Source organism: Psychrosphaera algicola (genome assembly GCF_028401425.1).
In the GTDB taxonomy this organism is placed as follows: Bacteria; Pseudomonadota; Gammaproteobacteria; order Enterobacterales; family Alteromonadaceae; genus Psychrosphaera; species Psychrosphaera algicola.
Genome location: NZ_JAQOMS010000002.1, coordinates 3,998,816 through 4,018,382, shown reverse-complemented (window position 1 = coordinate 4,018,382; position 19,567 = coordinate 3,998,816). Strand labels below are relative to the sequence as shown.

Sequence of the window (19,567 nt, the reverse complement as noted above, 5' to 3'; positions counted from 1 at the left end):
TTTAACTTAGCGGAAATGGCGGACATTATAAGGATTTGAACGCTAAAGTCACCGCTTTAACAAAATAAGATGTGAGTTTTAGCGTGTGGCAAAATGATAGCTGTTTTTACCAGTATCTTTAACGACATACATAGCGTCATCGGCACCTTTAAGCAATTCATCAACGGTTTCGCCATGCTCAGGAAAACAAGCGACACCGATAGAAGCACCAACATTAATAATTGAAGCGGACAAATCAAATGGACGGACAAAGTCCGTAATAATTTTTCTGCTACTTTACTTGCCTGTGCCGTATCATCTAAGTCGGTCACTAAAATAACAAATTCGTCACCACCAATACGCGCCACTGTATCCGACGCCCTGCCAACAACCCGCAATCTATCAGATACCATTATTAATAACTCGTCACCAACATCGTGGCCAAAAGTGTCATTAACTTGTTTAAAACCGTCGAGGTCAACAAACATCACAGCCAGCACTTTGTTGTTTCTCCGATGGCTGACAATGGCCTGATTTAGTCTGTCATTAAATAACGCCCGATTGGGCAGTCCGGTCATTAGGTCGTGTGAAGCCAAATGCTTTAATTTTGTTTCTGCGGTAATTCTAAGTTTGATTTCATTTTGTAATCGTCGATTCCAAAACAATACACTGGCAATTACGACCGTCGCGATGAAGATAAACGCAATAACATTGCGGAGGTATATTTTTGAATTTATTCCCTGTACAACATCAATTTTTGACCAACGAGTAATTATTTTCTCCCGGTCTTTGTCGGTAATTGAACTGACAATTTTTTCCATCATTCGCAATTGTTGTTTTAGATCCTGGCGGACGCCAATATTTGAAATATCGTATGGAAGATCTTCGATGACATGGATCTTAAATTGATAAAGATTGTTTTCCTGCAGGTAGCCGGCAGACACCAACATGTTGTCTAATACGCCGTCAATAACCCCCGCTTTTAATAAGGTGAGCGCTTCGTCAAAGCTTTCGACGACTTGGATGATTACTTGCGGATATCGCTCGCTTAATTCTTTTATCATCTGATATCCCTCGATTAACGCAATGCGCTTACCATAGAACTTCTCAATCGAGTCGACGTTTTCCTGGGACTTATGGGTAGTAATTGACCAAGGTGTTTGCCAATAACTAGAGGTAAAATCCGCAAACTTACTGCGACTTTCACTTGCCGTTATATTGGCCACCATATCGATTTTACCAGAACGGAATGACGTCATTAAGTCACCCCATCTGTCAAACACAACAAATTTATAGTGCTGCCCAGTTAGCTCTGTCGCAATTTTAAATATATCAATGCTTATCCCCTGCGGATTTCCCTCGTCATCAATAAATTCGTAAGGGAACCAATCCTTTACCATGCCGACCGTAAGTTCAGGCACCATTTTAACCTAATGTTTTTCATCATCGGTTATAGAAACGCGATGTTTTCTACTTTGAAAATACTGATCGCTTTCTTCCCTTATCCAGCGACTTTCAATCTCTATTTTTTCTTCAAGTGTTATTAAGTCAAATCCCGCTTGGATTTTTTGGATTAGTGCTCGATTTTCGTCGTTAACTATAGAGTAAATTTTTGCTTCGTATGTAACGTCTTTTATAACTGAAAACTTATTCTCAACATTATTCTGAACTAACCGCACGTGAGCAACTTGGTTGGCTGAAATAAATCCCAAAATTTCATTATTCATCGCCATGGTTATCCCGGCGTCTAACGACTCAAGCCACACAACATCAACTTTAGGAAATCGCTTTTGGAATTCAGTTTTATAAGGAGCACTTTTAAACAAACCTATTTTTTTCCATCCAACTGCGACAACCCTTTTTAGGGTCATACAGCCCACTGACAAATAGATTCGAGAATACAGAATAAAGGTGTAATGCTCGTGGTAATCCGGTATTTACTATCTGGCTCTCAGGGTAGGCAATATGGACATTTGACTTACCTTCTTGCAAAGCTTGTAACGACAAATCCATTGAATTAGGCATAAACTCAACTTCAGTCTTGGTTTTTTCTGCCCATTTACGCCACAGGTCGACAAACAATCCGGTTGCCTCACCATTAGGCGTAATACTCATATATGGTTCATTGCCCGTTGTAAAACCAAGTCGAAGAGCCGCGTTAACATTCGAGGTACCAAACCATTTCTGATCAAGTGAACCGCGCTCTTTTGCTGTTATTTGGGCGATACCTGCGTCGACAAACGGCAACAGATATTCGTTTAACTTAGTGACGGCATAAGATGCGTCGACTGCACCTACACTGATCCTCTTATATGCAGGGTAAAGCTGATTTAGGGAGGCATAACCAGCGTCACTAAACGTGTAATAATCAAAAGTCACAAACGTTTTGACTTCCTCCCTTTGAATACCACTCAACATGGCTTCACGGGAGTCATAGAAACGAAAATTTAGGTCGGGATTTTTGTCGATTAAAATGGATTCAAATACTGAGTCTTTTAAAATACCAATGCGGTACGGGACCACATCATTAATACTAGAAAGACCAATTAGATCTCGGTGGATATAAATACTAAGCGCCGAAGTGTAAATATTACCGCTAAAAGTAAACGTTGCTTCACGTTCGGCATTTTGTCCCAGCGCACCGTGGACGTCTGCTTTCCCATTTTTTACATTTTTTAATGTATTCGGCCAACTGGAGGTGACAAATTCGACTTCTATTCCGGTTTTTCCTGCCATAAACGCCAAAAATCGATAACGTAGCCAACTGGCTGATTTTTTCATCAGAGAATTGGTACGGGACAATATTGTTGGCTACGGCAACCTTAATTTTTTCAGGTTTAACAATTAGCGGGGTCGCTAATACCAAAGATGTCCACATCATCAATAATAGAAAGGAAAAAAGAAAGCGAATTCGAGTCATGCGAACCTAATTAAATTATTATTAAGCTCAGTGTAGAACGTTTCTTTACAATTCGGCAATCACATTTTCTTTAGGCTATGTGATTTTTAAGTTAAAATGCGGCTATTTCCACGGTATAAAAGATTTTTCAATGCGCGACAACCTATACGCAGACAGTTTAAACAAGGTTAAAGATTTCACATTTGACGAGTCCGTCGTTGAAGTTTTCCCTGACATGATACAACGCAGTGTCACAAGGCTATTCCACTATGGTGAGCGCTATTGGTAAGCTTGCCCAACAATTCCAACAACCCAATAGTGCAGTCTATGACCTTGGCTGTTCATTGGGTGCAGCAACCTTATCGATGCGTAAGTATATCGACAAACCCAATTGCAAAATCATCGCATTAGATAACTCTGTGCCTATGGTCGAACGTTGCCGAAATAATATAAAAGCGTATAAATCAGATGTAGAAGTCATTGTTGATCTAGCCGATATACTTGAAGTAGAGCTACAACCCTGCTCATTTGTTGTGATGAATTTTACACTGCAGTTTATCGAGCCGGAATTACGTTCAGTAGTATTATCAAAAATACATAATGCCTTATTACCCGGTGGCGCGTTTGTAATGTCTGAAAAATTAAAATGGGATGACAGCAAAATACACGACGCTATCAATAACTTGCATCTCGACTTTAAACGAGCGAACGGCTATAGCGAACTTGAAATCAGCCAAAAACGCTCAGCAATAGAAAACGTGATGAAAATTGATACCGAACAGACCCACATCACTAGGTTGCAACAAGCTGGATTTACTAGCCAATCAATCTGGTACCAATGTTTTAATTTTGCTTCTTTTATTGCCATTAAAGCCTAACCGGAACGCTACCATGACCCAACTATTTAATTCGTTTTACCAACAAATTGCGGGCAACCGATTAGCACCTTGGTTAGAGATATTGCCGGCGCAAATAAATCACTGGTACAAAAATGCCCTTCATGGTGAATTTAAAGATTGGGTTAAGAACATTGATTTGTTGCCCCCTGTTGAGCCAAGTCAGGTCGACCTAGTCAATTCTGTTTCAGTTGGATCGGCTGCAACAATGAATGATGGTTTAAAGAAAAAACAACTCATCACTTAATGCAATTGAAGCCATGGCGCAAAGGGCCATATCAATTACACGGCATAAATGTCGATACGGAATGGCGCAGTGATTTTAAATGGCATCGACTAGCCCCTTTTATAAGTGATCTAACAGACCGATACGTATTAGATGTTGGTTGCGGAAGTGGCTACCATTTGTGGCGTATGCGCGGTGCTGGTGCTAAATTTGTGGTGGGCATAGATCCGACTCAACTATTTCTAGCTCAGTTTTGGGCTGTACAACACTTCATTCAAGATAAAGACGTAAACCTTCTACCGCTTGGCATAGATGATCTTCCAGCAATAAAAGGTTTTGATACCGTATTCTCAATGGGCGTATTGTATCACCGCAAATCACCTATGGACTTTTTGCAACAGCTTAAAAATCAATTAGTCAAAGGTGGTGAACTTGTTTTAGAAACACTTATCGTCGATGGTGACGAAACAACTGTTTTAGTTCCAGAAGACCGATATGCAAAAATGCGTAATGTTTGGTTTATCCCAAGCGCCAGTGCATTAGAATTGTGGCTAAAGAAAGTTGGGTTTAGTAATATTCGTTTGGTTAATATTGACCAAACAACTTTAGATGAACAAAGAAAAACAGATTGGATCGACACTGAGTCTCTCGAAGATTTCCTCGATCCGAGTGACCCTACAAAAACAATTGAAGGCTATCCAGCCCCTAAACGGGCAATTTTTATCGCCAATGCGTAAAAATTGAGGGCTATTTGGCCATTTTATCTTATAACTTGCGCGGTTTTGGTATAAAATCCCGCGCAATAGTCTATATACAATTTAGTGTACAAAACATCACCAAATTGCTTCACTCCATTTTGAGGAAACAACATTGAGCGACAATCAATCTCTTAGCTACAAAGACGCAGGTGTAGATATCGATGCAGGTAACCTGTTAGTTGAACGTATTAAAGGTGCGGTAAAACGTACGACTCGTCCAGAAGTTATGGGTGGTTTGGGTGGATTTGGTGGTTTATGTCAAATTCCTAAAGGTTACGATGAGCCCCTTCTTGTAGCGGGTAATGACGGCGTTGGCACAAAATTACGTTTAGCGATTGATCTTAAAAACACGACACCGTTGGTATCGACTTAGTTGCGATGTGTGTGAATGACTTGATCGTACAAGGCGCAGAGCCTCTGTTTTTCCTTGATTACTACGCCACGGGTAAACTTAATGTAGATGTGGCTGCCGATGTTGTAAGTGGTATTGCAGACGGTTGTGTCATGTCAAACTGTGCATTGATTGGCGGCGAAACAGCTGAAATCGCCAGGTATGTACGAAGGTGATGATTATGATCTCGCGGGCTTCTGTGTTGGTGTGGTAGAAAAGGCTAAAGTCATTGACGGCACCAAAGTTAAGCCTAGTGATCAACTTATTGCCTTAGGTTCTTCTGGTCCTCATTCAAATGGTTATTCTTTAATTCGTAAAGTCATTGAAGTTTCAAAAGCAGACTTAAGCGCTGAATATGAAGGAAAACCTTTAGCTGACCATTTGATGGCCCCAACTAAAATATACGTTAAACCTGTATTGAAATTATTAGAAACCGTTGATGTTCATGCGCTTTCGCACATCACAGGTGGTGGATTCTGGGAAAATATTCCTCGCGTACTTCCGACGCAAACTAAAGCTGTAATTGATGGTGATTCGTGGCAGTGGCCAGCCGTGTTTAACTGGTTGCAAGATAATGGCAACATCGAAACACATGAAATGTATCGTACCTTTAACTGTGGTGTTGGCATGATCATCGCAGTTGACGAAGCCGACCTAGCGAACAGTATTGACATATTAACTGCTGCTGGCGAAAAAGCATGGCACATCGGATCAATTGCTTCTGCAAACGATAATGAAGAGCAAGTTGAGATTTCAGGTATTTAAATGTCATCAACTCAATCTACTACCGGTGCTGATGCGTCAGCACCGTCAATTGTTGTATTAATATCTGGCAGTGGCAGTAATCTTCAAGCCATAATCGACGCTTGTTTGCAAAACAAAATCGACGGCCACATAAATGCCGTGATTAGTAATAAAGCAGATGCTTACGGACTCGTCCGTGCAGCGCAAACTAACATTAATACGCATGTTGTAAGTCATAAAGATTTCGAATCTCGGGAACTATATGATCAAGCGTTAGTCGAAGTCATTGACCAATACCAACCACAAGTTGTTGTACTGGCCGGTTTTATGCGGATATTAACGGCAAACTTTGTAGAGCACTATAAAGGGAAACTGATCAATATCCACCCATCTTTATTACCTAAATATCAAGGCTTAAATACGCACCAAAGAGCTATTGACGCAGGTGATGAAGAACATGGTTGTAGTGTGCATTTTGTTACGGAAGAGCTCGACGGTGGGCCAGTTATCTTGCAAGCTAAGGTTCCTGTGTTTAGTGACGACGATGCCGACGACTTGGCACAACGAGTCCATGTTCAAGAACATTTAATCTATCCTATGGTGGTTAAATGGATGTGTGAAGACCGATTGAAAATGGCAACTGATGGTGCCTATTTAGATAATGAACGGCTCCCAATTCAAGGATATGCTTTTGATGATTAAGCGAGTTTACAACTTGGCGATAACAAGTTTGTTATTAGGATTATTTACCACGGCAATTGCAGCCGCCGAATTACCTGATGACAATACGATTAAGCCCTTTACGGCTATTTACGATATGTATCGTCAAGGTGATAAACTTGGTCAAGGGAGTCGCATTATGACGTCCCTTGGCGACAATAACTTTTCGATAGAGCTGACAAGCAACATTGAATGGTTAATATTTTCAGACCGTCGTTCAGAGTTAAGTATCTTCAATTATGTAGACGGTAAAGTTTCACCGCTGTCTTATTCTTACGAACGCAGTGGCACAGGTTCAGACAAAGAGCTGACAATCGAATTTCGTCAAAATAAAGATCTCATCGTTAAACCTGAAGCAAAAGAATCTCCAGATAAATGGGAAGATGGTTGGTTAGACGAAATGTCACTGCATGTACAAATTCAAGCAGACCTGATTGCAGGTAAAACGGCTTTTGAATATAGCTTAATTTCAAATCGCGGAACGCTAAGAACCTATAAATTAGAAGTCATCGGACACGAAATTATTAGCACTGGCTTAGGTCGATTTAACGCAGTTAAAGTCGCTAGAGTTTACGACAAGCAAAAGTTTTATGCCCAGCATGCCTATGGTTTGTTCCAGAGCTAAACTATACCCTTGCCCGTATGTGGAGAATGAAAAAAGGTGTAGAGCAATATGACTTAGTGATAAGTCAATATACTCAACACTAAGTCTACATCGCACCACCAAAGCTAATGTATTTGAACACCTAGTTTAAATAATACGTATTCTTCTGGGGCCAACTTTGTCCAACATTCATTGTCGGTTAGTGGCCTCGTTGCGATTACAGTTACAATATCATTTTCAGTTGTGACTTCGTTAAAGTTGACATTAAACTCTGTGTCGATCAGATTCGCCTCACCAAATGGCGCACGACGGGTAATCCAACTCAAATTATTGCTACAATACGCCAATAAATGCTCGCCATCAGAAATCAATGCGTTGAAAACACCGTACTGATTCAACTGCTTACATAACCCAGCGATATATTTAAATACACTTTGCCAATTTCTCGGTTTTGTTTTGTATCGAGCCTTTAACTGATCCATTATCCAGCAAAATGCAAACTCACTGTCAGTATCCCCCACAGGATGAAACTGGGACAAGCTGAGTTTTTATACCCCGACAACTGGCCATTGTGCGCAAAAGTAATATGCCTCCCCAAAATTCGCGAATAAAAGGATGGGTATTTTCTAACTTTATCCCGCCTCTATTTGCTTGTCTTATATGGGAAATAACCGAACAACTTTTTATTGGGTAATCCATAACCAAGTTAGCAATTTTTGATTCAGCGCTGGGCCTTGGGTCTTTAAATGTTCGACACCCTTTTCCTTCGTAGAAAGTAATCCCCCAGCCGTCGGTATGAGGTCCTGTCTTACCGCCTCTTTGCACGAGTCCTGTAAAACTAAATACAATGTCAGTTGGCACGTTTGCCGACATCCCTAATAATTCGCACATAATATTTTAATCTCTACCTAAGTGATTGCAGATGATATCGTTCTTCGTTATAACTCTCATCCTAAAAGTAATTCCGTCAGATTAAAAGCGAGAATCATGACAGACACTAAATCAATTCGTACAACGCTCAGAGCAAGATTTAGGGCACTAAGGCAATCGTTATCGCCTAACGCCCAGCAATTGGCCAGTGAAGCCTTAGCTTTGGCCTGTAACAGCTTGTCCAAAAACACCCAAGTTGTTGCACTTTACTTACCAAACGATGGCGAAATTGATCCAACCTTAGCGATTAAACATTTATGGCAACACAATAAACATGTGTTATTACCGGTCATAGACCCAAACAATAAAGGTCATCTCATTTTCCAGCGTTATGAACAAGATACAAAATTACCCCTAAATCAATACGGCATTCCTGAACCTAAATATGACCCAGCTGAAATTGTCGATATCACGACGATTGATATCATCTTTATGCCACTCGTTGGATTTGACTCACAGGGCAATAGACTCGGCATGGGTGGCGGTTATTATGACCGAACATTAAGCGCCGTCGCACCACACAAGCCAGTTCTTATAGGCCTCGCGCATGATTGCCAGCAAGTTGATAGGCTTCCTGTTGAAGTCTGGGACATACCTTTGCATATCATTTTAACGCCAAGCCAAAAATTAATCACAAAACACGGTGAAAAGTTATTCGAGCTGCCGTTATAATACGCTTTACTTAGTACATAATAAGCCCACAATGAAAGCTCATTAACAGCCTACAATCTGGAACACAAATGACACAAGATGAATTAAAAAAGCCGCGGCTTATGCTGCCCTCGATTTTATTGAACCTGATACGATTGTCGGCGTTGGCACAGGCTCCACTGTAAATCACTTTATCGACGCCTTAGCCACTATTAAGAACAAAATTACTGGTGCCATTTCAAGTTCAGATGCATCCACTAAAAAGTTAAAGGATTACGGAATCGAAGTTTTCGACTTAAATGAAGTTTCCTATATAGATGTGTACGTCGACGGTGCGGATGAGATCAATTCTGATAAGGCTATGATAAAAGGGGCGGCGCTGCCTTAACTCGTGAAAAAATTGTCGCAGCCGTTGCTCGAAAATTTGTTTGTATCGTAGACAACACAAAACAGGTTCGATTTCTTGGCGAGTTTCCTCTACCAGTTGAAGTCATTCCAATGGCTCGCAGCTACGTTGCCCGTGAGATTGTCAAACTTGGTGGTGACCCGGTTTATCGTGACGGTGTTGTTACCGACAACGGCAATGTCATCTTAGATGTCTTCAACATGAAAATAGCGCAACCAAGAAAACTTGAAGAACAATTGAATAATATCGTCGGTGTTGTGACCAATGGATTGTTTGCCCATCGCTGCGCTGATGTCGTGATCGTTGGTAATCCCGATGGCGTCGAAATTCTATCCTAATATTTGCTATCGCTAATTCGTCTTTAACTAAAGTTGTTTAAAGGTGTAAATTATTTTGAAATACGCATTAGAATTTCTAATTTATACCAATAAATTACTTTATTAAAGACGCAAAATAGAGTATTAATTCTAAATTAAGTCAATTTCTTCACCGTGGGGACAAATAAAAGAATGAGCAACGTATCACTAGCCAAAGATAAAATTAAGATATTACTACTTGAAGGTTTACACCAAAGTTCAGTAGATACACTTAAAGCACAGGGCTACAACAATATTGAATCCCTTAAAACGTCTCTTCCAGAGGATGAGTTGATCGAGAAGATCAAAGACGTTCATTTCATTGGTATTCGTTCTCGCACACAATTGACTAAAAATGTATTTGCTCACGCTAAGAAACTAGTCTCTGTTGGATGTTTTTGTATTGGTACAAATCAGGTTGACTTAAAAGCGGCTAAAGAAAAAGGCATCGTGGTTTTTAACGCGCCCTTCTCTAATACCCGTTCGGTTGCCGAGTTAGTTTTAGGTGAAATTCTTTTACTTATCCGTGGCGTTCCAGAAAAAAGTGCTAAAGCGCACCGTGGAGAATGGAATAAGTCTGCTGTTGGCTCATTTGAAGCTCGTGGTAAAACACTTGGTATCGTTGGTTACGGTCACATTGGTACTCAGCTCGGTATTATGGCTGAAAATATTGGTATGAAAGTCCAATATTTTGATATTGAAACTAAGTTAAGTCTTGGTAACTCTTCGCAAGTCGCATCAATGCAAGAATTGCTAAATACGTCTGATGTCATTTCACTTCATGTTCCTGAAACTGTGCAAACCCAAAACATGTTTGGTGCCGCAGAATTCGAACAAATGAAACAAGGCGCTATTTTCATTAACGCATCTCGTGGAACAGTTGTTGATATTGACGCATTGGCTGAAGCTATCAAAGGCAAAAAATTATCTGGTGCAGCAATAGACGTATTCCCTGTTGAACCAAAATCAAATGATGAAGAGTTTGTCTCACCACTTCGTGGATTAGACAATGTTATCTTAACGCCACATGTTGGGGATCAACTCAAGAAGCCTAGGAAAACATTGGCATAGAAGTCGCTGGAAAAATGGCAAAATATTCAGACAATGGTTCAACCCTTAGCGCGGTAAACTTCCTGAAGTATCCTTACCTGAACATACTGGTCGAAGCCGCCTGTTACATCTTCACAAAAACCAATAAGGTGTTTTAACAAAGATAAATGAAGCATTTGCTAAACACAATATCAATATCGCGGCTCAGTATTTACAAACTGACGACACTCTAGGTTATGTTGTTATCGACATTGACGCCGATGATCGTAAAGTGGCTCTTAAAGAACTAAAAGCCATCGAAGGTACAGTTAAAGCTCGTATACTTCACTAAGCATTCGCTCTCGCCATACAAAAATGACGATAAAATTAAGCCGAGTTTTTTAACTCGGCTTTTTATTTGTAAAAATTTTCAAGTGGTGCTTTACACCAGTAGTATTTACTGTATATTTAAACAGTCTTTTGTTTAAATAATCTACATCAGGAGTTTACTATGGCTGTTGCAACCCAATATGTTGTGATCCGTACGACTAGACAAAATGAGGAGCAAGAAGTAATGACATTTACCGACAAGCGTGCCGCTGACGATTACGACAAAATGTTAGATATGGCAGACGGCATGTTTGAACTTCTGCATAATTCAGACGTAACCTTGTCTGAAGAACAATGTGAAGAACTCAGTATTTTTCTTGCCAAAGAGCGCGAAGAGGTTCTTATAGCCCTTCAAGCGAAGAAAAACCAGTGCCAAAAAAAGTGAAAAATCAGTAAAGGCGAAAGCCACTGATAAAAATCAGGCAGATTTACTAGACGAAGAGCAGATCAGTAATCAGAGTTTGTCAGACACTTTAATCGTTAAAAAAGACAGTAAAAATAAACAAAGCAAGTCGGTTGCTGAAACAGACAGCGACGACAAACTTGTCGATTTTGTTATAGAAAAAGACGAAGCTGCTTGATATTTAATTGATTTAACTCCATAAAGAGCCAATTAATTTAGTTTAACGCGTCTCTTGTGGAGTTTAACCTTGAATAAAAGTCTTTTAACAAACCTAATTGCATTTGTCGCCTGTTTACTTGGATGGCAATTTTCTATTGAATGGCTATTTATTACCGCGCTTTTCGCTTTGTCTGGTGCAGTTACTAACTGGCTAGCTGTACATATGTTATTTGAAAAAATACCGGGGCTATATGGCTCTGGTGTTGTGCAAGTTAAGTTTAAACAGTTTAAAAACGGTATCCAAACATTAATAATGGAGCAGTTTTTTACAGAAGAAAACTTATCTAAGTTTATGTCTGAGCAAAATACCTCTCCACAACCAGCTGGTTTTGATCTAAAGCCGATCATCGAAGATGTTGACCTATCCCCCGCTTTTGACTCTCTCATTGTTACAATTCAAAACAGTTCATTTGGTAGCATGTTAGGTATGCTTGGTGGTGTAGAAGCGCTAGCACCAATGCGTGAACCATTTGTCGAAAACTTAAAAACATCAATAGTAGAAATTAGTCAAACAGATGATTTTCAACAAAAGCTGTTAACTAACCTATCTGATCCGCAGCACATGTCAGATATAAAACAAAAGGTAGATGCCGTTGTCAGCCAACGTCTTGATGAATTAACGCCGCAAATGGTGAAAACAATCATCCAAGATATGATCCGTACACATTTAGGTTGGTTGGTCGTGTGGGGTGGTGTTTTTGGCGGCTTAATAGGCTTTGGTGCGCACTTAGCCGGTATTTAAATACCGGCTAAAACCAGCAACCTCATATTAGTAGCCTAAAAGCTAATATAGTCTCGTTGCTGGCGTTTACCTATCGTTCTTCATTATGGTTTGGACTAACGACGTAAATCTAGTCGATTTGACTCTTGCAACCATCGCATATATTCAATAAATGGCATTGGTTTTGAGTAAAAATACCCTTGGCCAATGAGTCCTTCATAGTCTTTAAGCATATTTGCGACGACTTCTGTCTCAATACCTTCTGCAACAGCTTTGACTTTCAGTCGGCTTGCTAACGTAATTGTCATGTCAGTAATTGTTTGGTTCCGCTCCGACACATCAATATTCATAAAACATTTATCAATTTTTAATTCATGGAATGGTAACTGCGACAAATAGTCTAGGCTCGAATAACCTGTACCGAAGTCATCGATAGCAATTTTAAATCCTTGTTCGTATAAATCGGTCAGAATACGTTTGGCTAATTTAGGATCTTCTGCTGTCGCTGATTCGGTTAATTCAAAAATGATTGATGCCGGTGGGATACTAAAACGACTGACTGTTGTTAAAATATGCGCGACGAGACTATTATCATTTAAATCTTTACCCGAAATATTAATCGATACTGTGTGTTCAAATCCTAATTTCAGCAGTTTACTATGCTGCGATAACCCACGCTCAATAACCCATTCAGTCACTTGATGAATAACACCGGTTTCTTCTGCAATATCGATAATATAATCTGGTGGGATAAAGCCCATTTCAGGGTGCATCCAACGTAATAACAATTCACTACCGACAACGTCTCCAGTGGCAATATGGATCTGTGGTTGGTGGTATAATTCTAAATCGTCATCTTCTATCGCTTTCTGTAATTCCGCAGCTAACGCGAATCTTTTGTGCATATCATCAGACCGAGATTGATCAAACTTAACCCAACTCAAGTCATTGTTTTTTGTCGCACGAATCGCCTGATAGGCGGAAATTAGTAATTTATCTCTTTCTTTAATATCGGTAGGGTAATTCACCATACCGGCAACGCAGCTGACTGATAGTGAAACGCCATTTATTTCAATTAAAGAAGAAACCCCTTCTTGTATCGTCAAAAAGTTGTAGTTAAGTGCCTCATCATCTAACTCTCCCATAAAGAGAATTGCAAAGTTAGAATCTGAAATTCGAGCGATATTGTATTGCTCTGCTTGGCTATCGACTTCATCAAAAAAATGTGTGGTGCTAAAACCTTTTGCGTAATCGGCAACATTTTTAAATAAAGTTTTAAAAAACGTATTTGCACTTTCTATCCCTAAAGCAGGAATGATTTCTTTTGCTTGAGGTACTTCAAACACAGCAAGACTGAATGGAATGCGGGCATCAACTAGCTTTTTCAAGGCTTTCTCCAATGCCAACGAATTAGGCAATCCGGTCACACCGTCGTGATGCATTCGGTACTCCTTATCAATTTCATTAGCACGGAATCTGTCCATCAATGCCACAGACATAATGCATATTTCAGCTAATACCCCTAAAACAGCGCCATTTCGCGTGACAAAGTTGTACGGCACACCACCATTAAAGGCTGCAACGCCAACCCCTACTCCCACAAATAAAGGAAGCCAACTCGCAATATAATATTTAACCCACAACATTTTACTTTTGACGCAATTCATTATCAAAATGACGGCATAGCAATAAACACTCGCCACTGCAGCAAAATAATAAGGTGTTAATGTGGCTTCAGTAAAAACAAAACCACTTGCGGCAAAAACAAACATCAGTGACGACAATTTTCGGCCTAAATTAATAAACCAAGGTTCAATCTTATCCATTCTCAAAAGGAAATCGCAAATCGGATAGCAAACGCTAACCCACAAAAATGCGAAATCATGAGATGCTGATTAAACCACTGGGCAATACTGATAGGCAGTATGTAAAAAATAAAGCCGTTTATTAGGGATAATGTAAAACACGCAAAAAATACATAACCGATGTAGTTCATGTAAGACGTATCGCCTATACCTCTGAACATAAAGAAGTTATAGATGATCATGATCAAGGATACGCCAAGAAACGATCCCAAAAGTAAAAATTGCGCGGTACTTCTAAAAATTGAATCTTTAATTGGCTCGATGATTATTGGACTTGCACTGGCACCATTGGTTTGAACATGGATGTATATTGATTTAGTACCATCGAATAGTTTAAAGATGTTAATTTGAGGGACGACATAATCAAGAGTTAAGTCGTTAGTGGACTTATCTCCAAGATGGCGTTCATCAATTACATTACCATTTTCAATTAGATAAAATGAAATCGTATCTAATGTAGGGTTATCGACGGTAACGGCAAAGGCTTGGTCAATTGGTGCGGCAAAGTCGTTGAGGCTCAATCGGTACCATACGGAAAAATCGAGCGACTGTGGTTTATGCATATGAACTTTACTATCAGCAAACATCCCTACAGGGAGTCTCTGAATTTGTTCAATGTTTAAAGGACTTGTGGAGTCATCAACGTATAATATATCAATGCTATTACGAAGATCCGTGCCGTCGATTGCGACTATGTCGTTGGCAAAGCTTGAACTTAATGTTAATAAAAATATTAAGGCTGCGAGTAAATATCCACCTTTGTATCTTTCCAATCGTTTTATGACCAAAGTCAACTCCGTTTGCCTCTCGCAAGCATCAATTTCAACACGTTTAATAGTTACAGTTTAGAACAGTTAAAAATAATTGAAATGATTTTTTCTAAAAATCAAAGCTTTGATTTCACTTCGATTTTTAGAAATGCACTTGGCGTTTATCCTAAAGACTTTTCGTCTCGGTCAATACGACTCGCAATTGCTCCGTCCATGGTCTTTGTATTTTGCATCTATTCGAGAACGATACGGGTTAGCCGCAGGTCCTGATAAGGTTTCAAAGCTAAGTGCGCCAATCTTCATATGCGGCTTTAATGCCAATGGCAATTTACCTGAATTGTAGAATTCTAGTACGATATTACCTGACCAGTACTGGATCTATGCGGTGAGCCGTTACGTGCACCATTAATCCTAAACGGGCTAATGAAGAACGGCCATCTAACCAACCAACAAGGTTGTCTGGTATCGTGATAGATTCATGTGTCATCGCTAATGCAAGTTGTCCAGGGTGAAGAAAAAACGCTTTTTCCTCACTGATAATAATTTCGTCACTCATTATCGATTCAAGCGCTTTTTCAGTCTCAGCTTTCGGACCACTTAAATCAATGTAAGGCGCGGCATGATCTTGGAATACACGAAAGCGATTTCCTAACGTTAAATCGACAGTAACCCCGGTGATATAATCGTCCGAAGGTCTAGGCGAAATGGCAATAAGCCCCTCGTTTAAATGATTGATTATGTCGGTATCGCAAAGACGCATGAGTTTTTCCTATTGGGTATTGGCTGTTACGCCAGCGTAATAATTTGTTGAGTCTGTTTAGACAGTTGCATCATAAGTGAAAATGCCAATTGCTGGTACTCTTTATCTTCATTTTCTGACATTACAAACGGTACACCTGAATCGCCAGAACTGCGTACTAATGGATTTAACGGCAATTCAGCTAACAAAGGAACGTTATGATTAGACGCACACTTTTCGCCACCACCTGTACCAAAAAGATGATGGATATGGCCACAATTATCACAAACAAATTGACTCATATTTTCGACAACGCCAAGCACCGGAGTAGCAACTTTTTGAAACATCTCAATGCCTTTTTCAGCGTCAGCCAACGCCACATTTTGTGGTGTTGTGACGATTAATGCTCCGTCACACTTAACGTTTTCTGACATCGTCAGTTGTATATCACCAGTTCCCGGCGGCATATCAACTAATAAGATATCTAACTCAGGCCAATTAGTCTCGTTGACGACCTGCATCAAAGCGCGTGATGCCATCGGTCCTCGCCAGATTGCCGCTTTGTCTTTTGGAATAAGAAAACCTATAGAATTGAGCGCGACGTCAAACTTAACATGTGGTTCCATCGTTTTTTCATCTTTCGTGGTAACCGATTCCCCTTCCAAACCAAACATCATTGGCATCGATGGCCCATAAATATCCGCGTCAAGCACACCGACTTTGTGGCCTAATTTGGCCAAGGTTACAGCTAAATTTGTTGTAACCGTTGATTTACCCACTCCGCCTTTACCAGACGCAACCGCGACGATACTTTTAACGCCGCTGACGCTTGAATGATTTCCTACCGTTGGCTTGTAGACATATTCAACATGGGGATAAATATCGTTTACGTACTCTGCCAAAAATGTTGATACTGTTGCAGATTCGAAAGGCAATGACACGACTAATCTTTTGCCTTTTTGCTCAATTTCGATCTGACCAAAAATCCCCTTAGGAAACCATTTGTTGTTAACTGATTTGAGTCTATCTCGTATCTGATTTTTTTGTTCAGAGAGATCTTTACCGGTAAATAGTTTAGTTAGATTCATTTTATTCAATTTCTAGGTGTATAGATGGGTGCATATTGAGGCTAAATTATGTAACATCACGGCTTTGATTAGTAGTGTTAACTGCACTATCTTTTTCTACTTATTAAGTCCGCCTGACCACAGGCCACTAAAGGTTTTTTCAACATTATGACAGCGACTCGCAAAATCCTTATTACGAGTGCATTACCATACGCAAATGGTTCTTTGCACTTAGGCCATTTGATGGAATATGTGCAAACCGATATTTGGTACCGTTTCCAAAAAGCACAGGGTAACGAATGTTATTACGTTTGTGCCGATGATGCGCACGGCACACCTATTATGTTAAGGGCACAACAACAGGGCATAGCTCCTGAAGATATGGTTGCTGAAGTTCGAAAAGAACGAATTCAAGACTTTGCCGACTTCCATATCGAGTTTGACAATTATCATAGTACGCATAGCGATGAAAACCGCGAGCTTGCTTCATTAATTTATAACAAACTAAACGATGCGGGTTATATCGCTCGTCGTTCGATTAGTCAGCTGTTTGATCCTGAAAAAGAAATGTTTTTGCCAGACCGTTTTGTAACTGGAACTTGTCCTAAATGTGATTCACCAGATCAAAATGGTGATAACTGTGACAAGTGCGGCGCTACATACGGTCCAGTAGATTTAAAAAATCCTAAGTCGGCTATTTCTGGTGCAACACCTATACTGAAAGATTCTGAACATTACTTTTTGACCTGCCAAAATTTGAGCCTATGTTAAAAGAATGGTTGCACAGCGGCAGCATTCAAGCCGAAATGGCAAACAAATTAGAAGAGTGGTTTGAGCAAGGACTACAACAGTGGGACATCAGCCGCGACGCGCCATATTTTGGATTTGAAATTCCAAATGCGCCGGGCAAATATTTTTATGTCTGGCTTGACGCACCAATCGGTTACATGGCCAGTTTCAAAAATTATTGTGATAATAACAATGTAAATTTTGATGAGTTTTGGCAAGCGGATTCAGAGGCTGAGCTATACCATTTTATAGGTAAAGACATCATCTATTTCCACAGCCTATTTTGGCCTGCTATGTTAGAAGGCGCAAACTTCCGCAAACCGACTAATGTATTTGCCCATGGGTTTGTTACGGTTAATGGCGAAAAAATGTCTAAATCTCGTGGCACGTTTATTAAAGCAAGAACGTACCTAGACCACCTCAATCCAGAATATCTTCGCTATTATTTTGCGGCGAAACTCAATAGCGGGATCACCGACCTAGATCTTAATCTTGACGACTTTGGTCAGAAAGTGAATTCAGACTTAATAGGTAAAGTAGTTAACATCGCAAGTCGATGTGCCGGCTTTATTAAAAAACGCTTTGAAGGTCAGTTGTCGGCCACTATCGACAGCCCAGAATTATTACTTGAGTTCCAACAAGCCAAAGCATCTATTACAGCAAACTATGAAAACCGCGAATTTGCGAAAGCAATCCGCGAAATCATGGCGTTGGCAGATAAAGCCAATAAATACATTGACGAAAAGGCACCATGGGTAACCGTTAAAGATGAAAACCTGCAGCAACAAACACAAGATGTTTGTTCTATGGGGATTAATCTATTTAGAATTTTGATGATCTATCTTAAACCGGTATTACCAGCGATGGCGAAAGAAGTTGAAACATTCTTGAATAACGAGCTTACTTTTGACGGCGTAGACGCACCACTTGTTAGGCACGAAATCAACAAATTTAAAGCTTTAATGCAACGTGTCGACATGGACAAAGTTGCTGCAATGGTTGAAGATTCAAAAGAAAGCTTAGCTGCAACGCAACCTGTAAAAACAGGACCATTAGCAGATGACCCAATTGCCGATGAAATTGAGTTTGACGACTTTGCCAAAATTGACCTTCGTATCGCTAAAATTATAAAGGCGGAACATGTTGAAGGGGCAGAGAAACTGCTGAAGTTCCAACTTGATATTGGTGGTGAGACACGCCAAATTCTATCTGGTATTAAGGCTGCTTATTCGCCTGAAGATTTAGAAGGAAAACTAACCGTTGTCGTGGCGAATCTGAAACCACGAAAAATGCGATTTGGTATGTCTGAAGGCATGATCTTAGCGGCCGGACCTGGTGGCAAAGAGTTGTGGATATTAGAACCACACGAAGGCGCCCAGCCTAGTATGCGAGTTATGTAGCTTGTATAAATAAATATTAGAGCCAGCCGTCGTGCTGGCTTTTTGTATTAGACTGCAAATTGTCAAGCCAACTGCCTCAAACGCTAAAACCGATAACGCAGCTTAAGGCCACTTGTCAGAACACCGCCATTGTCGGTCGGTATATAAAGTAAATCCCCGCCAATTGTCCAATCTTGGTTAACATCATACTCAGCTCCAACAAATGGACTCACTCCTAATGTCACAATACCATCTATATTGGTTGCCAAATTTCGACCGTAACCCGTCGCCGCAGCAATTGACACGCCATAACTAATCTCAATATTGGAGTCAAAAAATGGCATTTGGTTATACCAAATTTGATACCCCAACAAATAACTACGCTTGTTGTAACTATTAATAAATGTGCTTATAAACCACCTATTATAAAAAATAGATGTAATTTTATTGTTTTCATTAGTCGCGTTATCGTTTGTCCTATCTACATGATAAGTATCCAAACCTAACCACAATGCGACGTGTTGGTTTTGAGCTGCATTTGTCGACCAACTATTCAATGTAATGATAATGAAAATAATTGGTCTTAAAAATTGGCTTAACTCGTTATTTTTATTCATAATGAGTTTGAACATCCAA

At 40.0% G+C, this 19,567-nt stretch carries 10 protein-coding genes and 9 pseudogenes; 11 read left to right on the top strand and 8 right to left on the bottom strand.

The annotated features are described in order from the left end of the window. Positions 1–56 precede the first annotated feature (56 nt). The 3 genes from PN838_RS22055 to PN838_RS22045 are packed head-to-tail and all read right to left on the bottom strand — an operon-like array spanning position 57 to position 2,760. Positions 57–1,403: a diguanylate cyclase domain-containing protein gene (locus PN838_RS22055; protein WP_272181984.1), complete on the bottom strand. Its 1,347-nt coding sequence runs from the start codon at positions 1,401–1,403 to the stop codon at positions 57–59. A gap of 6 nt (positions 1,404–1,409) precedes the next feature. After that, positions 1,410–1,805 (bottom strand): type 2 periplasmic-binding domain-containing protein, encoded by a 396-nt coding sequence (locus PN838_RS22050; protein WP_272181983.1) that lies wholly within the window; start codon positions 1,803–1,805, stop codon positions 1,410–1,412. Beyond that, complete coding sequence (locus PN838_RS22045; RefSeq protein ID WP_272181982.1) at positions 1,798–2,760, bottom strand: transporter substrate-binding domain-containing protein; 963 nt, start codon at positions 2,758–2,760, stop codon at positions 1,798–1,800. Before PN838_RS22045 ends, PN838_RS22050 begins: the two co-directional genes overlap by 8 nt. Before the next feature lie 269 nt (positions 2,761–3,029). Between PN838_RS22045 and cmoA the strand changes: the two are divergent. The 5 genes and pseudogenes from cmoA to PN838_RS22020 all read left to right on the top strand — a co-directional run bounded on the left by cmoA (position 3,030) and on the right by PN838_RS22020 (position 7,238). Next, a pseudogene (gene cmoA, locus PN838_RS22040) lies at positions 3,030–3,756 on the top strand (carboxy-S-adenosyl-L-methionine synthase CmoA). Positions 3,757–3,769: 13 nt separating this feature from the next. Then, positions 3,770–4,737 (top strand): annotated as a pseudogene (gene cmoB / locus PN838_RS22035) (tRNA 5-methoxyuridine(34)/uridine 5-oxyacetic acid(34) synthase CmoB). Between the two features lie 133 nt (positions 4,738–4,870). Continuing rightward, positions 4,871–5,914 (top strand): annotated as a pseudogene (purM, locus tag PN838_RS22030) (phosphoribosylformylglycinamidine cyclo-ligase). Beyond that, positions 5,915–6,595, top strand: a complete 681-nt coding sequence (gene purN, locus PN838_RS22025; RefSeq protein ID WP_215965052.1) for a phosphoribosylglycinamide formyltransferase — start codon at positions 5,915–5,917, stop codon at positions 6,593–6,595. Beyond that, a complete protein-coding gene (locus PN838_RS22020; protein WP_272182688.1) occupies positions 6,588–7,238 on the top strand; it encodes a DUF3108 domain-containing protein in 651 nt (216 codons plus the stop codon). The genes purN and PN838_RS22020 overlap by 8 nt, the downstream gene beginning before the upstream one ends. Positions 7,239–7,342: 104 nt before the next feature. Here the strand turns inward: PN838_RS22020 and PN838_RS22015 are convergent. Next, positions 7,343–8,108: pseudogene (locus PN838_RS22015) on the bottom strand (class II glutamine amidotransferase). Between the two features lie 96 nt (positions 8,109–8,204). Here PN838_RS22015 and PN838_RS22010 point away from each other — a divergent pair. The 5 genes and pseudogenes from PN838_RS22010 (at position 8,205) to PN838_RS21990 (ending at position 12,343) form a co-directional block, all read left to right on the top strand. Then, complete coding sequence (locus PN838_RS22010; RefSeq protein WP_272181981.1) at positions 8,205–8,819, top strand: 5-formyltetrahydrofolate cyclo-ligase; 615 nt, start codon at positions 8,205–8,207, stop codon at positions 8,817–8,819. 68 nt (positions 8,820–8,887) lie between these two features. Continuing rightward, positions 8,888–9,542, top strand: a pseudogene (gene rpiA / locus PN838_RS22005) (ribose-5-phosphate isomerase RpiA). A gap of 171 nt (positions 9,543–9,713) precedes the next feature. Continuing rightward, positions 9,714–10,941 (top strand): annotated as a pseudogene (gene serA / locus PN838_RS22000) (phosphoglycerate dehydrogenase). 159 nt (positions 10,942–11,100) lie between these two features. Then, positions 11,101–11,364, top strand: a complete 264-nt coding sequence (locus tag PN838_RS21995; protein WP_272181980.1) for a YebG family protein — start codon at positions 11,101–11,103, stop codon at positions 11,362–11,364. 265 nt (positions 11,365–11,629) lie between these two features. After that, positions 11,630–12,343, top strand: a complete 714-nt coding sequence (locus PN838_RS21990; protein WP_215965059.1) for a DUF445 domain-containing protein — start codon at positions 11,630–11,632, stop codon at positions 12,341–12,343. Positions 12,344–12,441: 98 nt separating this feature from the next. Here the strand turns inward: PN838_RS21990 and PN838_RS26700 are convergent. From PN838_RS26700 to PN838_RS21970, 3 genes and pseudogenes are all read right to left on the bottom strand, one after another. Beyond that, positions 12,442–14,822 (bottom strand): annotated as a pseudogene (locus PN838_RS26700) (7TMR-DISM family protein); the annotation flags it as partial. 296 nt (positions 14,823–15,118) lie between these two features. Continuing rightward, positions 15,119–15,717: pseudogene (gene dcd, locus PN838_RS21975) on the bottom strand (dCTP deaminase). Positions 15,718–15,743: 26 nt separating this feature from the next. Beyond that, positions 15,744–16,784 (bottom strand): Mrp/NBP35 family ATP-binding protein, encoded by a 1,041-nt coding sequence (locus PN838_RS21970; RefSeq protein ID WP_272181979.1) that lies wholly within the window; start codon positions 16,782–16,784, stop codon positions 15,744–15,746. Between the two features lie 222 nt (positions 16,785–17,006). Here PN838_RS21970 and metG point away from each other — a divergent pair. After that, positions 17,007–18,952 (top strand): annotated as a pseudogene (gene metG, locus PN838_RS21965) (methionine--tRNA ligase); the annotation flags it as partial. Between the two features lie 83 nt (positions 18,953–19,035). Here metG and PN838_RS21960 read toward each other — a convergent pair. Continuing rightward, the gene (locus PN838_RS21960; protein ID WP_272181978.1) at positions 19,036–19,563 is read right to left on the bottom strand and encodes a hypothetical protein; all 528 of its coding nucleotides are present in this window, start codon (positions 19,561–19,563) and stop codon (positions 19,036–19,038) included. Between the last annotated feature and the right edge of the window lie 4 nt (positions 19,564–19,567).

Coding starts and splice junctions, on each gene's coding strand:
- PN838_RS22055 (WP_272181984.1), bottom strand. CDS start 1,403: ATGGTGCCTGAACTTACGGTCGGCATGGTAAAGGATTGGTTCCCTTAC.
- PN838_RS21995 (WP_272181980.1), top strand. CDS start 11,101: ATGGCTGTTGCAACCCAATATGTTGTGATCCGTACGACTAGACAAAAT.
- PN838_RS21970 (WP_272181979.1), bottom strand. CDS start 16,784: ATGAATCTAACTAAACTATTTACCGGTAAAGATCTCTCTGAACAAAAA.
- PN838_RS22020 (WP_272182688.1), top strand. CDS start 6,588: ATGATTAAGCGAGTTTACAACTTGGCGATAACAAGTTTGTTATTAGGA.
- purN (WP_215965052.1), top strand. CDS start 5,915: ATGTCATCAACTCAATCTACTACCGGTGCTGATGCGTCAGCACCGTCA.
- PN838_RS21960 (WP_272181978.1), bottom strand. CDS start 19,563: ATGTTCAAACTCATTATGAATAAAAATAACGAGTTAAGCCAATTTTTA.
- PN838_RS22010 (WP_272181981.1), top strand. CDS start 8,205: ATGACAGACACTAAATCAATTCGTACAACGCTCAGAGCAAGATTTAGG.
- PN838_RS22045 (WP_272181982.1), bottom strand. CDS start 2,760: ATGAAAAAATCAGCCAGTTGGCTACGTTATCGATTTTTGGCGTTTATG.